Source organism: Pseudomonas sp. 05L36 (genome assembly GCF_056398125.1).
Window position 1 is genome coordinate 129,572 of the sequence record NZ_JBFTOU010000009.1, and the last position, 18,944, is coordinate 148,515.

At 57.9% G+C, this 18,944-nt stretch carries 18 protein-coding genes, 1 tRNA gene and 2 pseudogenes; 9 read left to right on the top strand and 12 right to left on the bottom strand.

Going from position 1 to position 18,944, the window contains the following annotated elements:
- Positions 1-46: 46 nt before the first annotated feature.
- Positions 47-742 (bottom strand): HAD-IA family hydrolase, encoded by a 696-nt coding sequence (locus AC1DKH_RS12600; protein WP_477752584.1) that lies wholly within the window; start codon positions 740-742, stop codon positions 47-49.
- A 247-nt stretch (positions 743-989) separates the two neighbouring features.
- Here AC1DKH_RS12600 and AC1DKH_RS12605 point away from each other — a divergent pair, with 247 nt between their 5' ends.
- Complete coding sequence (locus AC1DKH_RS12605; RefSeq protein WP_477798317.1) at positions 990-4,301, top strand: RHS repeat-associated core domain-containing protein; 3,312 nt, start codon at positions 990-992, stop codon at positions 4,299-4,301.
- A 30-nt stretch (positions 4,302-4,331) separates the two neighbouring features.
- Here AC1DKH_RS12605 and AC1DKH_RS12610 read toward each other — a convergent pair whose 3' ends face one another.
- The 8 genes and pseudogenes from AC1DKH_RS12610 to AC1DKH_RS12645 all read right to left on the bottom strand — a co-directional run bounded on the left by AC1DKH_RS12610 (position 4,332) and on the right by AC1DKH_RS12645 (position 7,487).
- Positions 4,332-4,514, bottom strand: coding sequence for a hypothetical protein (locus AC1DKH_RS12610; RefSeq protein ID WP_477798318.1), 183 nt, complete (start codon positions 4,512-4,514; stop codon positions 4,332-4,334).
- 16 nt (positions 4,515-4,530) lie between these two features.
- Positions 4,531-4,998, bottom strand: a complete 468-nt coding sequence (locus AC1DKH_RS12615; protein WP_477798319.1) for a hypothetical protein — start codon at positions 4,996-4,998, stop codon at positions 4,531-4,533.
- A 113-nt stretch (positions 4,999-5,111) separates the two neighbouring features.
- Positions 5,112-5,480: a hypothetical protein gene (locus AC1DKH_RS12620; protein WP_007988063.1), complete on the bottom strand. Its 369-nt coding sequence runs from the start codon at positions 5,478-5,480 to the stop codon at positions 5,112-5,114.
- Between the two features lie 313 nt (positions 5,481-5,793).
- Complete coding sequence (locus AC1DKH_RS12625) at positions 5,794-5,982, bottom strand: hypothetical protein (protein ID WP_104449968.1); 189 nt, start codon at positions 5,980-5,982, stop codon at positions 5,794-5,796.
- Between the two features lie 146 nt (positions 5,983-6,128).
- Entirely contained in the window at positions 6,129-6,449 is a 321-nt protein-coding gene (locus AC1DKH_RS12630) for a YbjQ family protein (RefSeq protein ID WP_477752581.1), read from the bottom strand.
- Between the two features lie 39 nt (positions 6,450-6,488).
- Positions 6,489-6,904 (bottom strand): annotated as a pseudogene (locus AC1DKH_RS12635) (6-aminohexanoate hydrolase); the annotation flags it as partial.
- A 59-nt stretch (positions 6,905-6,963) separates the two neighbouring features.
- Positions 6,964-7,296 (bottom strand): type II toxin-antitoxin system HicB family antitoxin, encoded by a 333-nt coding sequence (locus tag AC1DKH_RS12640; protein ID WP_477752580.1) that lies wholly within the window; start codon positions 7,294-7,296, stop codon positions 6,964-6,966.
- Positions 7,293-7,487, bottom strand: coding sequence for a type II toxin-antitoxin system HicA family toxin (locus AC1DKH_RS12645; RefSeq protein WP_477752579.1), 195 nt, complete (start codon positions 7,485-7,487; stop codon positions 7,293-7,295). Before AC1DKH_RS12645 ends, AC1DKH_RS12640 begins: the two co-directional genes overlap by 4 nt.
- A gap of 368 nt (positions 7,488-7,855) precedes the next feature.
- Here AC1DKH_RS12645 and AC1DKH_RS12650 point away from each other — a divergent pair.
- A pseudogene (locus tag AC1DKH_RS12650) lies at positions 7,856-8,089 on the top strand (IS630 family transposase); the annotation flags it as partial.
- A 59-nt stretch (positions 8,090-8,148) separates the two neighbouring features.
- Positions 8,149-8,682, top strand: a complete 534-nt coding sequence (gene phaR, locus AC1DKH_RS12655; protein ID WP_477752578.1) for a polyhydroxyalkanoate synthesis repressor PhaR — start codon at positions 8,149-8,151, stop codon at positions 8,680-8,682.
- Between the two features lie 35 nt (positions 8,683-8,717).
- Here the strand turns inward: phaR and phaP are convergent, their stop codons facing one another.
- A complete protein-coding gene (gene phaP, locus AC1DKH_RS12660) occupies positions 8,718-9,302 on the bottom strand; it encodes a TIGR01841 family phasin (RefSeq protein ID WP_477798320.1) in 585 nt (194 codons plus the stop codon).
- Between the two features lie 252 nt (positions 9,303-9,554).
- Here phaP and AC1DKH_RS12665 point away from each other — a divergent pair, with 252 nt between their 5' ends.
- A complete protein-coding gene (locus AC1DKH_RS12665) occupies positions 9,555-11,993 on the top strand; it encodes a DUF3141 domain-containing protein (protein ID WP_477798321.1) in 2,439 nt (812 codons plus the stop codon).
- A 26-nt stretch (positions 11,994-12,019) separates the two neighbouring features.
- On the opposite strand, the gene AC1DKH_RS12670 is transcribed toward AC1DKH_RS12665, so the two are convergent.
- On the bottom strand, positions 12,020-13,129 hold the full coding sequence (locus tag AC1DKH_RS12670; RefSeq protein WP_477798322.1) for an AraC family transcriptional regulator: 1,110 nt from the start codon (positions 13,127-13,129) through the stop codon (positions 12,020-12,022).
- A gap of 271 nt (positions 13,130-13,400) precedes the next feature.
- On the opposite strand from AC1DKH_RS12670, the gene phbB reads away from it, so the two are divergent.
- The 4 genes from phbB (at position 13,401) to AC1DKH_RS12690 (ending at position 17,602) form a co-directional block, all read left to right on the top strand.
- On the top strand, positions 13,401-14,147 hold the full coding sequence (phbB, locus tag AC1DKH_RS12675; protein ID WP_477752574.1) for an acetoacetyl-CoA reductase: 747 nt from the start codon (positions 13,401-13,403) through the stop codon (positions 14,145-14,147).
- Positions 14,148-14,211: 64 nt separating this feature from the next.
- The gene (locus tag AC1DKH_RS12680; protein WP_477752573.1) at positions 14,212-15,390 is read left to right on the top strand and encodes an acetyl-CoA C-acetyltransferase; all 1,179 of its coding nucleotides are present in this window, start codon (positions 14,212-14,214) and stop codon (positions 15,388-15,390) included.
- Between the two features lie 160 nt (positions 15,391-15,550).
- A complete protein-coding gene (gene phaC / locus AC1DKH_RS12685; protein ID WP_477798323.1) occupies positions 15,551-17,254 on the top strand; it encodes a class I poly(R)-hydroxyalkanoic acid synthase in 1,704 nt (567 codons plus the stop codon).
- Between the two features lie 81 nt (positions 17,255-17,335).
- A complete protein-coding gene (locus AC1DKH_RS12690; RefSeq protein ID WP_477798324.1) occupies positions 17,336-17,602 on the top strand; it encodes a hypothetical protein in 267 nt (88 codons plus the stop codon).
- 155 nt (positions 17,603-17,757) lie between these two features.
- On the opposite strand, the gene AC1DKH_RS12695 is transcribed toward AC1DKH_RS12690, so the two are convergent.
- Positions 17,758-17,847, bottom strand: a tRNA-Ser gene (locus AC1DKH_RS12695).
- A 308-nt stretch (positions 17,848-18,155) separates the two neighbouring features.
- Between AC1DKH_RS12695 and AC1DKH_RS12700 the strand changes: the two genes are divergently transcribed.
- On the top strand, positions 18,156-18,845 hold the full coding sequence (locus AC1DKH_RS12700; protein ID WP_223462211.1) for a crotonase/enoyl-CoA hydratase family protein: 690 nt from the start codon (positions 18,156-18,158) through the stop codon (positions 18,843-18,845).
- The last annotated feature ends 99 nt before the right edge of the window (positions 18,846-18,944 follow it).

Consider the following 18,944-nt stretch of genomic DNA (forward strand, 5'->3'; position numbering starts at 1 on the left):
GTCAGTCCTGGGGGAGCGAGCCTGCTCGCTCCCAGATTTTCAGTCGTCAGGTCCACTCAAGCGCCGGTAAACCACAAGCGCCCGGCTCGAACGCCTTCAACGTACGAAGAATGCCATCGGCGTGTGCATACCTGGCGTCGGCCATTGCCGCATCCGGAATTGCAATCGCCGTCATCCCCGCTGCTTTCGCCGCCGTAACACCAAAGGGCGAATCCTCGAACACCAGGCAATCTTCGGGTGCAACGCCCAGACGCCGCGCCGCCGTCAGGAAAATATCCGGTGCCGGTTTGGCGGCACCCACCTCGGGGTCATCGGCGGTGACGATGAAGTCGAACAAGGCGAACCAGTCGCGGTGCAGGGTGGTTTTCTGGCCGAACGACTGGCTCGAAGAACTGGTGCCCACGGCAATGGGTATGTTGTTGGCCTTCAGATGCCGTACCAGCTCCTGTGCGCCAGGCATTGCCTGCGCTGTAGGAAAACGCTCGCGCATCAGCGGTTCGCGGATTATCAGGAACTCTTCGGCGGTAATCGGCAGGTCCAGCGCTTCAACCACATAGCACGCCAGATCACCTGCACCGCGGCCGATAATGTTCTGTTTGATGCTCCAGTCGAACGTCCGCCCGTAACGCGCGGCAATGATGGACGTGACTTCGGTGTAGATGCCCTCTGTATCCAGCAACAAGCCGTCCATATCGAAAATCACGGCCTTGATCGGGCCGAATGTTTTCAGTGGTGCATTCATCGCATCTGATCCGTTTTCCAGGGCATCCCGGGCGGCGCAGGTGAAGCCCGCCCCCGAATGGATTAAAGGATTCAGCAGCATAGCGAGCGTCGCTGGCTTAGAGCAACGATGAAATCCTGATCCACGTCGAATGGCTCTCGTGATTTAGCGATTCGCCCTACATCAAACGCCAACTTTCCCGACTTCTTTCCTTGAAGATCCTCCGCAGAGTCTCACGTCCTACATTCCGCCAAGCGAAAGTCTGCAGATGTTCGATCCCCAAAAGGTATTGGCATGTCCCGCCAGCGGTCCACTGACACAGTTGCACAGGTTCGCCACCAGTATCGACACAATCGAGTGCATCGCCACCCACAACTGCCCGGTGTCGATGGTCACCGGCGAAGTATTGCTGACCTTCACGGACAGCACCCTCGACGGGATCTTGCCGTTCGACTTCAACCGCATCTATCGCACCAGTGCCGTCGAACTCGACACCGGCCTCGGTTTTGGCTGGAGCCATTCGCTGTCCCAGCACCTGGAACTCCACGACGAGCGGGTGCTGTGGATCGACCCCGAAAACCACCGTACGCCATTTCCACGGCCAACGGCGACGCGCCCGGTGATCCACAACAGCCTGTCGCGGGCGGCGATTTACCTCGGCGAGGAGCCGGACGAACTGATCCTCGCCCTGGCCGGCGACCGCGCGCGGTTCTACCACTTTCATGGCGGCCGGCTCAGCGCGATCAGCGACGCCTACGGCAACCACGTGACGGTGCAGCGGGACCGCTTTGACCGGATCCAACGCCTGGACAACGGCGCCGATCGCGCCTTGTTGCTGCGTTACGATGTCAAGCACCTGGTGGCCGTCGACTATCAGGTGTTTCAGCGCAGCGGCCCCAAGGCGTCCACCTGGCGCACCGAGCAGACACTGGTCAGCTACCGCTACGACGCCCGCCAGCGTCTGATCGAGGCGACCAATGCCGCGGGTGAAAGCGAGCGCTATGACTACGACGATCAGCACATCATCCTGCAACGGCAACTGGCTGGCGGCGCGAGTTTCTTCTGGGCGTGGGAACGCTCCGGCAAGGCGGCCCGCTGCATTCATCACTGGGCCTCGTTTGCGCAGATGGAGGCGCGTTACGCCTGGGACGATCAAGGCGGCGTGACGGTGAACAACGCCGACGGTAGCGAAGAGGTTTACGTTCATGACGACCGTGCACGGTTGCTACACCACGTCGGGCTGGATGGCGGTGAGCAGCACAAGGCCTACGACGATCAGGGCCGTCTGATCGCCGAACAGGACGCCCTCGGCGCTGTCACCGAATACCATTATGACGAGGTCGGCCGGTTGATCGCGCTGCTTGCGCCGGATGAGGCGCTCACGTCCTACGAGTATCGCAACGGTTTCCTGCATACCCGCACCTGCGGTCAGGCGACATGGAGCTACCAGCGCAATGCCCAGGGCGACATCACTGCCGTCACCGATCCCGACGGGCAGATCACCCGCTATTTCTACGACTCGCAGGGGCGCTTGCTGACAATTCGTTTCCCCGACCAGAGCGGTCACCGGTTTGTCTGGAACGCCTTGGGACAATTGCTGGAAGAGACCCTGCCGGACGGTGCTCAGCGCACTTTTTCCTACAATGCGTTGGGGCGGCGGATTACCCGGCAGGACGAACACGGTGCGGTCACCGGTTATGAATGGGACGCCTTGGGTCGACTGACCCGGACCACGCGGCCCTCCGGTGCCCGCCGTGCCTATCGCTACAACGCCTATGGCCAGGTCACCGCCGACACCGACGAACTGGGACGGGTAACCCGTTACGAATACGCCGACGACCTGAGCCTGGTCAGCCGTCGGATCAACCCCGACGGCAGCGCGCTGAAATACCGCTACGACCATGCGCAATTGTTGCTCACCGAGATCGAAAACGAGGTTGGCGACACTTACCGGCTGGATTACACCCCAGGTGGATTGATCCGACAGGAAACCGGCTTTGATGGCCGTCATACCACCTACAGCTACGACCTCAATGGCCAATTGCTGGAGAAAACCGAGTTTGGCGACGACGGTTCGCTGCTGGTTACCGGTTATCAACGTGACAGCGCTGGGCGGTTACTGGTCAAAACCTTGCCCGATGGGGTCAAGGTCGAGTACCGCTACGACAACCTCGGGCGACTGGTCCGCGTCGATGACGGCCAGGACCATCCGCTGGCGTTCGAATACGACCGCCAGGACCGGCTGATCTCCGAGCGTCAGGGCTGGGGCACCCTGAGTTACGGCTATGATGCCTGCGGTCGGCTCAAGCGCCTGCGCCTGCCGGACGCCTGTGTCCTCGTCTACCACCACGCCAAGGGGGGCGACCTCACGGCCATTGACCTCAACGGCACGCGCCTGACCAACCATCGCTTTATCGGCGGGCGCGAACAACAGCGCCAACAGGGCCTGCTGCTCAGCGATTACGCCTACGACGAGCAAGGCCGTTTGCAGGCCCATGCCGTCGGCCAAAAGCACCGACCGCTATTTCGCCGCAAGTATGCCTACAGCATCAAGGGCAACCTCCTGCAGATTACCGACAGCCGCCACGGTTCACGCCGCTACCAATACGATGCGCTCGACCGCCTGACCGGCGTACGCCACACCCGCGACCAGTTCGCGGAGAATTTCACCCACGACCCGGCCGGCAACCTGCTGATCCACGACCGCCCCGGCCCGTGTGTGCTTCAGGGCAACTGTTTGCGTCGCCGTTTCGACAGCCACTACGACTACGACGCCTTCGGCAACCTGATCCGCGAACGCCGCGGTATGCCGACCCAGGTCACCGAATACACCTACGACAGCCAGCACCGCCTGATCGGCGTCAGCACCCCGGACGGTAAACGTGTCAGCTACTGCTACGACGCGTTCGGCCGGCGCATCGGCAAAACCGTCGACGGCCAGACCACGCAATTCTTCTGGCAAGGCGACCAACTCATCGCCGAAAGCGGTCCCCGACACTACCGCAGCTACGTCTACGAGCCCTGCAGCTTCCGCCCGCTGGCGCTGCTCGACGGCAAAGGCCGGGTAGACGCCTGCCCGCTCTACTACCAACTCGACCACCTCGGCATCCCGCAGGAACTGACCAGCTACGGCGGCGTCATCGTCTGGTCGGCCAAATACACCGCCCACGGCAAACTGCGCGAACTGAGTCACGGCGACGGCGAGCGACTCGAACAGCCGCTACGGTTTCAGGGGCAATACTTCGATGCTGAGAGCGGCCTGCACTACAACCGGCATCGCTACTACCATCCGGACATCGGTCGTTATCTGACGCCGAATCCAGTCAAGTTGGCCGCAGGATTGAACCCGTATCGGTACACCCGGAACCCGACTGGGTGGGTTGATCCGTTGGGGTCGAGGGGGAACTGCCCACTGGCGAACAAGGCCGCAGGCTCGGCGACAAATGGGGTGAGCGGGGCAAAGACTGATGAGGGTGAACCCAATGCGCCCTCTCCAATACCTCCAAACCGATACTTGCATCACGCAGACTCAGGCCACGACATATCGAGGACTGGGCGATGGACGCATTCGATCAGCTAGACAACCGGTCAATCCGGTAACACGACTCGATCAATCTTCGTCCTCTTCCTCATCCTCCAACTCAATATTCCCCACATCGCCCAAATCATCAGCATCGTTAAGCGGCACCGTCGCATCATCCATCAGCGATCCCGGATCTTCATTGCCGGGATCGTTGATAAATGGCAGTCCACTCGGATCTTTTTCTTCCTTGCCTTCGGTTTTCGGAGTCATGGGATGCCTCGCTTAATCAGTGATGCTTTTTGTGGTGCTTGTTCGAATGTTTATAACCGCCACCGGAATGGGAGTGACCGCTGCCACTCCCCAGATCATTGCCGACCGCACCGCCGGCTGCACCGCCCAGGCCTGCACCGATGGCCGATCCGGTCGAACCGCCAAGACTGTTGCCGACCACCGATCCACCCGCCGCGCCCAAACCACCACCTATCGCTGCCTCGGTACGGCTGTGCCTGGGCGCGGCAACGGCACTACCGGCCGCGCCGCCGACTCCGGCACCAATCGCTGCCCCCGTGCTGCCACCCATCTGGCCACCGACAACGTTGCCCAGCACCCCACCAAGACCACCACCCACGGCGGCATCTCCATTACCTCCCGCCAATGCCACCTGAGAGACCAGCAATCCAAAAACAATCGCAGGCACCATCAATAGTCGAGCATTCAGGCTTCCGTTTTTTTTGCCGCTGGGTTTCTGGTTCATGGCACGCCTCGCATTCATCCTGAGTATGGAAGATTTGAGCTGCTGCGGCGTGAAACGTTCATAAATGAAAAAGCCCGGCATCAGGCCGGGCTCTTTTCAAATATGAATCAGGATCAGTGACGCTTATGACCATTGGCCAGGTTGCTGCCTACGCCGCCGCCCAATGCACCGCCCAGGCCTGCACCGATGGTGGCTCCGGACTTGCCGCCAAGGCTATTGCCGATCACCGAACCACCGGCCGCGCCGACACCGCCACCGATAGCAGCGCTGGTGCGATGACCTTTTTTGGCGGCAACTGCGCTGCCCGCCGCGCCAGCGACGCCCGCACCAATCGCTGCACCAGTGCTGCCGCCCATCTTCTGGCCGACCACGTTACCCAACGCGCCGCCCAAGCCACCGCCCAGCGCGGCAGTGCCGTCACCAGCCATTGCACCTTGAGCAACCAGAAGCCCCAGAACCAGAGCAGGCAGAGTTAAACGCATGACAAAAACCTCAAAAAAAAGGGGTAAACAAAAAGGGGGGCGAGATTGAATGCTTTTGCGCGGATAAAGTCCAGCACGCCGGTCCAACTTCGCGATTGGCGACGGTTGGACAGCATTTCTGGAAAAGGTTTTATGACGGACAAAAAAAAGCCCGCTGGGGAAACGGGCCAGGTGTTGCTTTCTAACGGATGAGTCGAGACTACGGAGACTGCTGTGAAAAGTTTGTGAAAGATCACCACTTTAAAATACTTGTCATAAAACCCTTTCAGACATTAAAAACCCCGTTCAATGACGGGGTCTGCCTAACATTCGGTTACTTCCTGACCGGTGCTGTCACCCTGGGTAAGAATTTGCCCTTCAGTACCCGGCACGCCCTGGTCTTGATCTTGTCGACCTCTGTCTGGTCCTCGCCGAAACTGGCCACATACTGGGTCTGGCCACACCGTACGGAATTGTTGATCGGAAACTCTGCGCCATCGTCCTCGATATACGGATCAGCCATCTCTTCACCCCTTGTCAAAAAACGGGATCGACACCGGCAAGCCCTTTTGCCGAACAATATCGACCGCCAAGGTTTTTGAGACTAGACGGTCACTAATGGACCTGCCGTTCTTATTTCCCCGTGAGCGACGAATGGCTTCTCACCTTTCACCCCAACTTGACCGCAGTCCCGGTCACGAACACCACGACCATCCCGCCTTTGCCGGCCGGCATACTGATCTCATAATCAAGCCCGACCACCGCGTCCGCCTGAAGCGCCTGCGCCCGCTCCTTGATTTCATCGGTGGCCTGAATGCGTGCTTCTTTCAACGCTCGCTCCAGTGTCTGGGAGCGTCCGCCGAAAAAGTCGCGCATCCCGGCAAATACGTCTCGAACAATGTTGATCCCTTGCACCGACTCGGCGCTGACGATGTCCAGGTAGGCGGTAATTTGTCGGCCTTCAATGGAGTGGGTTGTGGTGGTGATCATGGGTGTTCCTTGCTGTTCAGAAATTCAGCCAGCGCATCAAACGCTGAAATAGCGCTCGTAGACAACTTTCCCGCGAGGGATTGCTCCCAGGTCATGGGTGCCCTGGCGCCAAGCGGGACGAAACTGATCCCGTCGATATCTTTGCGTAGTGCTATCTCCAGAGGAACCGGAGCCCCCAGGCCGCGAGAAACGTTGATCGTCGGCATCAGTTGCCGAAAGTTCGAAACACTCCAGCGCATTGCCGGGAACTGGAAATAGCTGCCGTCTTCAAAACGCACTGTGCGATCAGCGGGGGGTGGCGAACCGACCATCCAGCCGAGTTTGGCAGGGTCACTGGCTTCAGCGTCGGGAAAAGTTGCAGGGGCGGATGCGAGGGCCATTGATGACATGGCAACAATCGACACAGCCGCGATGAGCTTGGCTGCGCCGCGAAAACTGGCGTGAGGATGGAGCATGATATCGATTCCGTTCGAAGAGTTTGAGCAGTCTACAGCCGGATCGGCTTATTCACTGCTTAAGCATGCGCCTCGCGATCAAGAACATCAGCAACCCACTGATTGATACTTTTGTGGGCTAACTGAGCTTTCACAGCAACCGTCGCGTGAAGGGCTGGGGCCAGGCGCAGACTGAGATGGCCTGAATAGGGTTTCTGTGGGGTGCGGCCGAGTTTGGCGCAAGTCTCCAGATAATCGGTGACGGCCGCTTCAAATGCGGTGCGAAGTTCTTTGACTGACTCGCCGTGAAACCCGACAACATCCTTGATGCCCGCAATGTGGCCGACAAACAGACCGTCTTCATCGCTGTATTCGATCCGGGCTGAGTAGCCGTTGTAGTTCATTACGTTCACGGGGTAACTCCTGCTTGTTCAAGAAAAGCCCGGGCGTCACGCACCTGATAGGGCTTGGCTTCTTTGTCGGGGTGCGGCCGGTGGAAGGTGGCGACCACTGCGTTCAGTTCAAAACGTACTCGCGATCCATTACCTTCGATGGTTATGGCCCCTGCAGCGCTGAACAAGGATTCGATGCGGGACCACTCCATGGTGGCCGGGGGTGGGTCTTGAAAATATGGCTTTGAGGGTGCTGAGTTGTTTATTGTTCATGGTATTAAATCATGATACCGCACGAGATTTAGCAACCGCGAATGACATCGCTGATGCGTGGGAGCAGCCTCTGACACGTGCGTAAAAAAACGCCGCTTATCCAGATCAGGAAAGCGGCGTTTTTGTGTGGAAGGGTTTGTTTCGCACGGCAAGCAGGATATCGGGGTGACTCTCGCCGGGCTTGTAGGCAATTTCCGAGAGTTGCGTAAAGCGTTACGCTTGCTGCGTTTTTAGCTGGTCCCTCCCCCCACGCTAACCTATGTGGCGATCTCAGAAGCGCACCCTGTTTGCTCAGCGTTGCTTAGCCAACTTAGGAGCAGGTGCACAGAGTGTTGGATTAACGCCCAGAGACATCAGCAATCAGCCCAGACCCCAGAACCTGTGGTGTTCAAATGACGAAAACGCTATCCGCAGGCGGGTCTTGAGGAATTGAACGCCCCTGCCTCGAAGTGGCCAGCCTCGCAAGCTCAGCACTCAAAAGATGAAGAAAGTTCGTACGCTGACCACCCAGCGCGTGCCGCGTGAGGCGACGCATTGGAGTGGCAGTGGTCAGAGTAGGATAAGATGCCTGCAAATCAGGCTCGCTGTGAGTAGCCCCACATGACAGATAACAGTCGGAACACCACCCGTCTGATCAAGAAGTACCCGAATCGCCGTCTGTATGACACGCACACCAGCAGTCATTTGACCCTTGCGGATATTCGTCAATTGGTCATCGATAAAATCCCCTTCGAGGTGGTCGACGCCAAGACTGGCGAGGATCTGACGCGAAGTATTTTGCTGCAGGTCATTCTGGAAGCCGAAAGTGGTGGTGAGCCGATCTTCTCCATTGAGATGCTCATGGGGATTATCCAGTTCTACGGTCCTTACCAGGGCGTCCTCGGCAGCTACCTGGACAAAAGCATCCAGACGGTCATCGACATCCAGACCCAGACCGGCGCTCAGTCCTCTGAAGCCTGGGGTGAGTTCATGCATCAGCAAGCACCGGTCATGCAGGATTTGATGCGCCAGTACGTCGACCAGTCAAAAGCCCTCTACCTGAACACTCAGAACCTCTTTGGCCTGTTCGGCGGCACACCGTCAGGCAAGCCAGGCGCGGGTGGCGGGTCGAAAAAAAATGGCGATGGGGAATAAACCCATCGCCATCGGTGTAACCGTTCTAACTTGACTTACTTGTTACCGCTTGTTGCCTTGCCAGTCTCTGGCGCGGTTTTCCCGGCTGCGGTAGTCGCTGCAGTTGCTGCAGTCGCTGCCTCGAAACCGCTCTGGGCAACGTCAGTAGCCTGTTTTACGGCTTTCTGTGCGCTTTCAAAAACGGTGCCAGCATTGGCCAGCGACGACTTGAACGCTGCCACAACAGGCTCGGAGCCAGCCGGTGCATTCTTGCTGATCACTTCAACGAACTCTTGCACCTGCTTGGTGCCCGCCTCGACCTGACGCGTGGTCAGTTGGGCGATTTCCGACTGGGTGCCAACAATCAGCGCGTGTACTTGACGATTGAACTCAGCCAGGCGTTCGGCTTGCACATTTGGCTGGGTGAAAGAAGCCTGGAGCTCAGCGAACCCTTGTGGATCACGGACTGCCAGCAGTTTGCGCAAACCGTCGAACTGCTCCTCGGTGGAGGCCTGCAGAGTCTTGATCTGCAATTGGGTGAGCTGTTCAACGCTGGCGAAGATTTTGCCGCTGATTTGCTGCAGGAGGTCTAGGTTGGCTTTCTGAGCGTCTTGCAATTTTTCCGAGTTAAAAAAAGTCATGCTTGAATCTCCTGATTCTGAAAGGCCGACATGAGCCTGAGGACGCGATAGCGATCCTGCCGATCATCGCGTTAGCCTTGATATTGCAGTGCACAAATTCGTTTGGCAATGTTTTTTTGTGCACCGCACAATAATCTTTCACCTCCCGCCACTATTCGCTATAGACTCCTGAAAGGCGAACGGCCAGCCAAGCTCTCTTTAATGATGAGATACAGGCGAGCTGCTTCTCATGCATAAAGCCAGGAGATCACCATGGGCCAGGAAGATATTATTGCATCGCAATATGACAGACTCTCCTCTCAACGCGGTCTGTTCGAACACCTGAGTCATCTGCAGCGCCTCAATACCCTGAACGTCCTTGATGCTTTGCGCCAGCGCCAGGAAAAAACCCTCATGCCTCTGAAGCGGGGCCAACTCAGACAACCCACGCCCGCTGACTGGAAGGAATACTTCACCGACCTCGCTCAACGCAGCCTGCTGTTCTGGGACACCCTGCGCCAGCGCGGCGACAATACACTGGCCCATGAACGCGCCGGGTATCCGCTGCTGCTCAAGTTCGATCATGAAACCCTGATCGCAGGCGCCGATCTCCCGCGCCCGGTCAACTATTCACTGCTGCAAATCCTCCCCGGGCCAGAGCAAAAAATCGACAGCAACGGCCAGCCGGTGATCATCATTGACCCACGCGGCGGCCACGGCTCGGGAATCGGCGGTTTCAAACAGGATTCGGTATTAGGCGAAAGCCTCAGAGCCGGCCACCCCACCTATTTCATTTCTTTCAGTCACTCGCCACAGCCTGGGCAAACCCTGGCCGATATTGTCGAAGCCCAGGCCCGGTTCATCGAAGTCGTCAGTGCCCTTCACCCGGCCAACAGCAAGCCGATCATCATCGGCAACTGCCAGGCCGGTTGGGCCTTGATGGGATTGGCGGCAACACGGCCGGAACTGCCAGGGTTGATCATTATCAATGGTGCCCCTTTGTCGTACTGGGCCGGTGTCAATGGACGCAATCCGATGCGCTATACCGGTGGCCTGCTGGGTGGCGGCTGGATGGCACGCCTGGGCAGCGACTTGGGCAATGGCCGTTTCGACGGCACCTGGCTGGTCAGCAATTTCGAAAACCTGGACCCGGCCAACACCTATTGGGGCAAGTACTACCAGTTGTTCAGCCAGGTCGACAGCGAGGCTGCACGCTTCCTCGACTTCGAACGCTGGTGGGGCAGCCCGACCCTGCTCAATGGCGAAGAAATCGAGATGATTGTCGATGACCTTTTCATCGGCAACCAGTTGTCCGGCGGTCTCGGCCGCAAGAGCTCCGGCATTGACCTGAAACGGATCGAAGTACCGGTGGTGGTGTTCTGCTCCTACGGAGACAACATCACCCCTCCACAGCAGGCATTGAACTGGATCGCCGATGTCTATCCCAGCGATCTCGCTTTGCATGACGCAGGACGTACCATCGTCTACCTGCGGCACGCCAGCATCGGCCATTTGGGCATTTTTGTTTCCGGCAAGGTGGCGCAACGTGAACACCGTGGGTTGCTCGGTGCGGTCGAAGCCATCAATGCGCTGCCGGCAGGGCTATACGAAATGCTGATCGACGATCTGCCGGCCGCCTCAGGCAGCGGTGACGTGCAATACCGAGTGCGTTTCGAATCAAGGCGAATCGCCGATATCCATGATGACGTCGAGCCGACTCGTGATGACGATCGCGAATTCTCTCTGGTGGAGCGTGCGTCTGAAATCAACAGCACGCTTTACGACGGGTTCATACGCCCGTGGCTACGTCAGATAGTCAACGAGCCGGTTGCCGAACTGATGCGCAGGACGCATCCCTTCCACCAACAGCAAGTGCTATGGAGCAGCCTGAACCCGGCGCTGTGGTGGTTGGCCGGGACCGCCTCCCAAGTCAGCAGTGATCGTCGTCCTGCATGCAAAGATAACCCGTTGCTGGCCTGGCAGGAGCTGTTCTCCAACCAGACGCAAGACGCCCTGAATGCTTATCGCGATATCCGCGATGCCACCCAGGAGCTGTGTTTCTATGGCATTTACGGCGCACTGAGTGTCCTCACCAGCAACAAGCCTGTGCGAAATCTCCAGGCACATGCTGATCAGCAAGACCAAGCCCTGATCGAACGCCTGCAGGATGCACTGCCCCATGGGGGCCCGCTGGAAGCGTTGGTGCGGATTCTGTTTTTGCTGGGCCGCGACAGCGACAAGGCGGGCAAGGAAAGCATTGAAAAACTGATCCAGCAGGTGCATCTGCTGGTCCAGGACTACAGCAATGAGCCTGCAGCCCTGCGCGAAGCCATCCGGTTGCAGAACCTGCTGGTTTTTGCCCACCCACAAGAAAGCTTACGCAGCCTGCCCTTGCTACTCCCGGACACCAAGGCACGCCAACAGGTCCTCGCAGCCGTTGGGCAATTGATGCCCGAACTGCTGACAATTACTGGAGCTGAACGGGAATTCTGGCGTGAACTGCACGCGCTACTCGAAGTCCCCCTGCCGGGCTTCAGCCTGACCCAACCGCCCAGTGAAACAGATGTCATTCAGCAGGCGCCCCCTCTGGAGCCATCCCCGTTTGTGGCAGTGCTGCCGTCGGAGATCACACCGGCGTCCGCCCCCGTCATCGTAGCTAAAGCCCCAAAACGCAAAGCGAGCAAAAGGACAAAAGGTCCAAAGCCTCAATGAACGCCTCAATGCGCCTTCACAAGGGACTAGCGGTGCATCCGTTTGGCGAAGCCTGCGATCTTTTGATCTCTGCGCAAACCGACGGGGTTCATGAGTCTAACCGGCGCGAGTTCCTCGAGCATAAGCAACGACTCGTCGGTTCGATACTGACCGGGGGTCATACCGAACCAGCGGGTGCATGCCTTATGGAAGCTGCTGTGATCATGAAAGCCGAGCAGGTAAGTCACATGCTTCATGTTGAAATGAGAATGGCGCAAATAGAAGTCGGCCAACTGCCGGCGCACATCGCTCAGGACATCCTTGAATTGTGTGCCGTCCTTCTCAAGGCCTCGTTGGAGCGTTCGCTTGCTGATGTTCAGTGCCGCCGCAATCGATTCCATATCACATTGGCCTTGCCCCTGGCTCAAGCGCTCGTTAATCAGCGCGCGAACCCTGCCAACAATAGAGTAGCCGGACAACAGGTCCAATTGAGCCTCGGCAAAACTGTCATGGAGTATGGCCAACGCCTCGTTGGCCATACTCAAAGGACTCAGAAGCTCCTGGCCATCGAACAAGATGCTGTCATAAGCCGCCCCGAAACGCAGCGGACAGCCAAACAACCGTCGATGCTCGGAGGTATCTTCAGGTTCGGGATAAGTGAACTCCACACTCAACGGTTGCAGCGACTTGCCACCCGCCAGCCAACGGCAGAAACCCAGCAGCGACGCCAAGCCTGCATCCGTATATTGCCGGGGTTTGACCGAGCCAGGTTGTTGATGCTCGAGGCTGGCCAGTCGGTAATGCTGCTGCTCCGGGACAAAGAAAAGGCTTAATCCGGTGCCAATCAGCGGGCTGAAACGAACCAGACGTTCAAGCGCCCTTTTCAGATTCGAACTGGACATCATCGTGTAGCCCACGATCTGAAAACTGCTGGGATGGAATTCCCCGTAGGCTTTCAAACCGATATTCAGATCATCCGAAGCCTGAGCAGCCAGGTCCCAAAGACGATAGATAACGCTTCGCTCGCAGAATGCTCCTGGTTTATTCACGAACTCGACATCCAGTCCCGCCTCTTGGCACAGACCGGCAAGGTCCAGTCCTTGGGCCAAAAACGTATTTGCCAGCATGCTGGCATAACCTGAACTCATTCTATACATGGCGTCCTCAGTGACCAATGGAACCGAACGTCCTGTCCGGAGCCGATACTGACATGCGTTGAACATATTTCAACTACGTTGCAGGAATATTAACCATCCATTCAGTTTCAAACATTGACCCCAGTATAGGTACTCCTCACTTTTTGCCAGCGAGCACCTCCCCCGCGTGGCACCAATGGACATGAAAACGTCACCTTCAAACACTTCCGCACGGCCCGTCGATATCGAACAATCCTCTCTCCTGCAGCGCAAAAAAAAAGGAAGTAGAAATATGGAGTCGCGTAGTCGTATTGCTGTGGTAACGGGTGGTATGGGCGGCATTGGTACGGCAATTTGCCAGCGTCTGTACAAGGAAGGATTCAAGGTAATCGTCGGCTGCAGCTCTGATTCCAGCCGCAAGGACGACTGGATTGCCAGTCAGCTGGCGGCGGGTTATCAGTTTGAGTGCATCTATGGCGACGTCACCGATTGGGAGACGACCCGCAAGTCTTTCGAGATGGCTCGTGAACAATTCGGCCCGATCGATGTGCTGGTCAACAATGCCGGCATCACTCGCGACGCCTCTTTTCGCAAGCTCACCCCGGAAGACTGGAACAGCGTGATCGGGACCAACCTGACGGGCATGTTCAACACCACCAAGCAGGTCATTGAAGGCATGCTGGCCAACGGGTGGGGGCGGATCATCAATATCTCCTCGATCAACGGTCAGCGTGGCCAGTTCGGTCAGACCAACTACTCCGCCGCCAAGGCTGGCATCCATGGTTTCACCATGGCACTGGCCCGGGAAGTCTCCGGCAAGGGCGTGACCGTCAATACCGTATCCCCAGGCTACATCCAGACCTCCATGACTGCGGCAATTCGTCCGGACATTCTCGAAGGCATGATCGCAGCAACTCCGGTTGGTCGCCTTGGCCAACCCGAAGAGATCGCCTCGATCGTAGCCTGGCTGGCTTCCGATGAGTCCGCCTACAGCACCGGTGCCGATTTCTCGGTAAACGGCGGCATGAACATGCAGTAACCCCGATCAGGGCAGGAATGCCCTGGTTTGTTCGACGAATTTTGTCTTTTCGATGAGGTCACGCATGAACGAAGTCGTAATCGTTGCCGCTACTCGTACCGCCATTGGCAGCTTCCAGGGTGCTCTGTCTGCAATTCCCGCGACCGAACTGGGTGCCGCAGTGATTCGCCGCCTGCTTGAGCAGACCGGTATCGATGCTGCTCAAATTGATGAAGTGATACTCGGCCAGGTACTCACTGCCGGCGCTGGGCAAAACCCGGCACGCCAGACAGCGATCAAAGCTGGTTTGCCACACACCACGCCTGCCCTGACCCTGAACAAGGTCTGCGGCTCCGGTCTCAAGGCGGTCCATCTCGCCGTCCAGGCAATCCGTTGCGGCGACGCGGAACTGGTCATCGCTGGCGGCCAGGAAAATATGAGTCTGGCCCCCTATGTTCTGCCCAAGGCACGCACCGGCCTGCGTATGGGCCATGCGCAACTGCAAGACAGCATGATCCAGGATGGCCTGTGGGACGCCTTCAACGACTATCACATGGGTATCACCGCTGAGAATCTGGCGCAGAAGTACGAGATCTCTCGTGAAGCACAGGATACCTTCGCTGCCGCCTCGCAACAGAAAGCCGCCGCAGCCATTGAGGGAGGGCGTTTCCAGAGCGAAATCACCCCGATCCTGATTCCTCAGCGCAAGGGCGAACCGCTGGTCTTCGACACCGACGAACAGCCGCGTATCGACAGCACAGCGCAAGCGTTGGCGAAACTCAAACCGGCATTCCAGAAAGACGGCAGCGTGACCGCCGGCAACGCTTCGACCCTCAACGATGGTGCGGCCGTGCTGTTGCTGGCCAGCGCCGCTAAAGCACAAGCGCTCGGCCTTCCGGTACTGGCACGGATCAAAGCCTATGCCAGCGCCGGCGTGGACCCGTCGATCATGGGCATCGGCCCAGTCCCGGCTACACGCCTGACCCTGCAAAAGGCCGGCTGGAGTGTCGAGGACCTGGACCTGATCGAAGCCAACGAAGCCTTCGCCGCCCAGGCGCTGGCGGTTGGCAAAGAGTTGGGTTGGGACACCAGCAAAGTCAACGTCAACGGCGGCGCGATCGCCCTTGGCCATCCGATCGGCGCGTCGGGGGCACGGATTCTGGTGTCGCTGGTACACGAACTGATCCGTCGCGACGGCAAGAAGGGGCTGGCCACTTTGTGCATCGGCGGCGGACAAGGCGTCGGCCTGGCTATCGAGCGCTAACCAACGGCATCTGAGTAGCCCATGCGCGGACTTGGGCCCCTTGTTCCGCGCATCAGGTTGGCGTCAGTCAACGCTGCCCGCATTCCTGCCGTCGCTATGCCGGAGTCCGGCAAAGCGCGGCTTTTTTCTGCCCGGCTCATCTGTATGGGCAAGGAACTTTATGGACAACAACGCGCATACATTCAAAACCTATTGGTCAGGCCAGGTTCCGTTCATCGCTTCCTTTGCAGTGCAACAATTACGCCTATGGGTCAGCACTAATCCGTGGTTTTCCGGGCATGAGCACGGCGCCTGGTTCGAGCTGCCTCGCGAAACCCTGGACAGCCTTCAAGCGGACTACCAGGTTCAATGGGGCCAACTCGGCCAAAAACTGCTGACCGGCCAACCCTTCAGCTTCGATGATCGACGCTTCTCCAGCGGCAACTGGAGCGAGCCACTGTTCGGCTCCCTCGCTGCGTTTTACCTGCTCAACGCAAGCTTTCTCCTGAAACTGCTGGACAAGCTGCTGATCGACGAAAAAAAACCGCGCCAACGCCTGCGCTATCTGGTGGAGCAAGCCATTGCCGCCAGTGCGCCAAGCAATTTCCTGGTCAGTAACCCTGATGCGCTCCAGCGTGTGGTTGAGACTCAAGGTGCCAGCCTGCTCACAGGTATGCAGCATCTGGCCAGCGACATGAACGAAGGCAAAATGCGCCAGTGTGATAGCGACGCCTTCAAGGTTGGCGTCGATCTGGCGAACACCCCCGGCGAAATCGTCTTCGAGAATCACCTATTCCAGCTGATTCAGTACTACCCGCAAAGCGAAACCCAGTACCGACACCCGGTATTCGTCGTACCTCCGTCGATCAACAAGTACTACATCCTTGATCTGCGCCCGGACAACTCGATGGTCCGCCACCTGCTGGAACAGGGACATCCCGTATTCCTGATGTCCTGGCGCAACTTTGACGAGGAACACGCTGGCACCACCTGGGATGACCTGATTGAGCACGGGGTAATCGACGCCTTGCAGGTGACCCGCAATATCAGTGGCGAGCAGCGACTCAATTGCGTGGGCTTCTGCATCGGCGGCACCCTGCTGAGCACGGCGCTGGCAGTACTTGCTGCACGCGGCGACAGGGAGATCGCCAGCGTGAGCCTGTTCACCACGTTCCTTGACTACCTGGATACCGGTCCCATCGACATATTCGTCGACGAAGAACTGGTGGCCTATCGAGAGCGCACCATCGGCGGCATGAATGGTCCCATCGGTCTGTTTCGTGGTGAGGACATGGGCAATACCTTTTCCCTACTGCGCCCCAACGAGCTGTGGTGGAACTACAACGTCGACAAATACCTCAAGGGGCAGAAGCCGATCCCGCTTGATCTGCTGTACTGGAACAACGACAGCACCAACCTTCCGGGGCCGATGTACTGCTGGTATCTGCGCCACACCTATCTGCAGAACGATTTGAAATCAGGCGAGCTGGAGTGCTGTGGGGTCAAGCTTGATTTGCGTGCAATTGACGCTCCCGCTTACATCCTCGCCACCCATGACGATCACATCGTGCCTTGGAAAAGCGCCTACGCCAGCACCAACCTGCTCTCCGGGGCCAAGCGTTTTGTATTAGGAGCTTCAGGGCATATCGCCGGCGTCATCAATCCACCGGCCAAGCAGAAGCGCCATTACTGGACCAATAATCGGGTCACGAAAAACCCGGAGACCTGGTTCAAGAATGCTGAGCAGCAACCCGGTAGCTGGTGGAATGACTGGTTCAACTGGCTGGCGGGACACTCCGGCGAGCGCCAACCAGCGGTTGCGCACATAGGGAATGACAAATTCCCGCCTCTGGAGCCAGCGCCAGGCAGTTATGTAAAGCAATGAAAGACTGAAATGCCCTGCTGCATGACTTCATGCAGCAGGTCAACTGCGGATCATTTGTTTCGGTACAAGGAAAGAGGCCCCATGAGCACCGCGTTGCGCATCAACGAAGCACTTTTGATTGCCGGGCACGCATTCGAACCTTTTCAATGCGTCGCCTGGGCCGCGCAAGACGGTAATGGCGAACTGAGCCTGACCGTCATCGACCGGGCAGCCACTCGTATTTGTCGCAAACAGATTCCAAGCAGTACCTATTCCGACCCGGCGCAGCTGGAAAACCTGCTGGAAGAGGTACGCGCCGAGTTGAGCCTGGGGGGCTACACGCTGCAATCCTGGGCAATGCCAGAGTAAGCATTCTCGCGGATCGCTACCAGGATGTGAGGCAAATATTGGGCACGGGGCGACAATCCATTTCATCCCTGATGGAATGATTTGCCGGGCTGGAGTTTTTTCAGAAACGCAGAAACGAAAAAGCCCTGAATAATCAGGGCTTTTTCGTATAAATGTGGCGGTGAAGGAGAGATTCGAACTCTCGATACAGTTTCCTGTATACACACTTTCCAGGCGTGCTCCTTAAGCCACTCGGACACTTCACCGTATCTCTTCAAACAAGTTCTGTCTGTCGAGGCGCGCTAATGTAGTCGAAAGCTTTTCCGATGGCAAACATTTTTTTCAGAATTTTCATGCGGTTAACGCGATTCAGCGTTTCCGGTCCCTCGGGGCCATGGCAAACCGGCCAATCTCCGGCTTCGTGCCCTCTTCTATATAGAGGGGAATGCGCGGCAGGCACGGCGGACCAGACCTGGCGGGCAGGCAAAGGGTGACTGGCGGGTCAGTCACGGCGCTTTACCTGGCCTGCGGCGGTGGGTAACGTCTGCCCAACTTTATTGAAAGGAATAGCGTCATGAGTGAGTTGATTTCCTACCATCTCGAAGACGGTATCGCGACCCTGACCTTGAGCAATGGCAAGGTCAATGCCATTTCCCCAGATGTGATTGCCGAGCTCAACGCTGCGCTGGATCAGGCCGTGACTGATCGTGCGGTGGTGATCATCACTGGCCAGCCGGGCATTCTCTCCGGTGGTTATGACTTGAAGGTAATGACGGCCGGCCCTAAAGAAGCCGTGGCACTGGTGACCTCCGGCTCGACCCTGGCCCGCCGCCTGCTGTCGCACCCCTTCCCGGTGATCGTGGCGTGCCCGGGGCATGCGGTGGCCAAGGGCGCGTTTCTGCTGTTGTCGGCCGACTATCGCATTGGCGTAGACGGTGCGTTCAGCATTGGCCTGAACGAAGTGCAGATCGGCATGACCATGCACCACGCAGGCATTGAGATCGCACGTGATCGCCTGAACAAAGTGGCGCTTCAGCGTTCGGTGGTCAACGGCGAGATGTTCAGTCCACAAGGCGCCGTGGCTGCCGGTTTCCTTGATGTCGTGGTCTCGGCTGAAGAACTGCAGGGCGCGGCATTGGCGGCGGCTCGTCAGTTGAAGAAGATCAACATGACCGCGCACAAGAACACCAAACTGAAAGTGCGCAAAGCACTGCTGGAGGCCCTGGACAACGCGATCATCCAGGATCAGGAACATTTGGGTTAAGCCTGGATCTGCTACAACGAAAGCCCGACCGTCGTGTCGGGCTTTTTCATACATGTCTGTGTTAAACCTCTGTAACCGCTCTAGACTGCTTCTGACCGA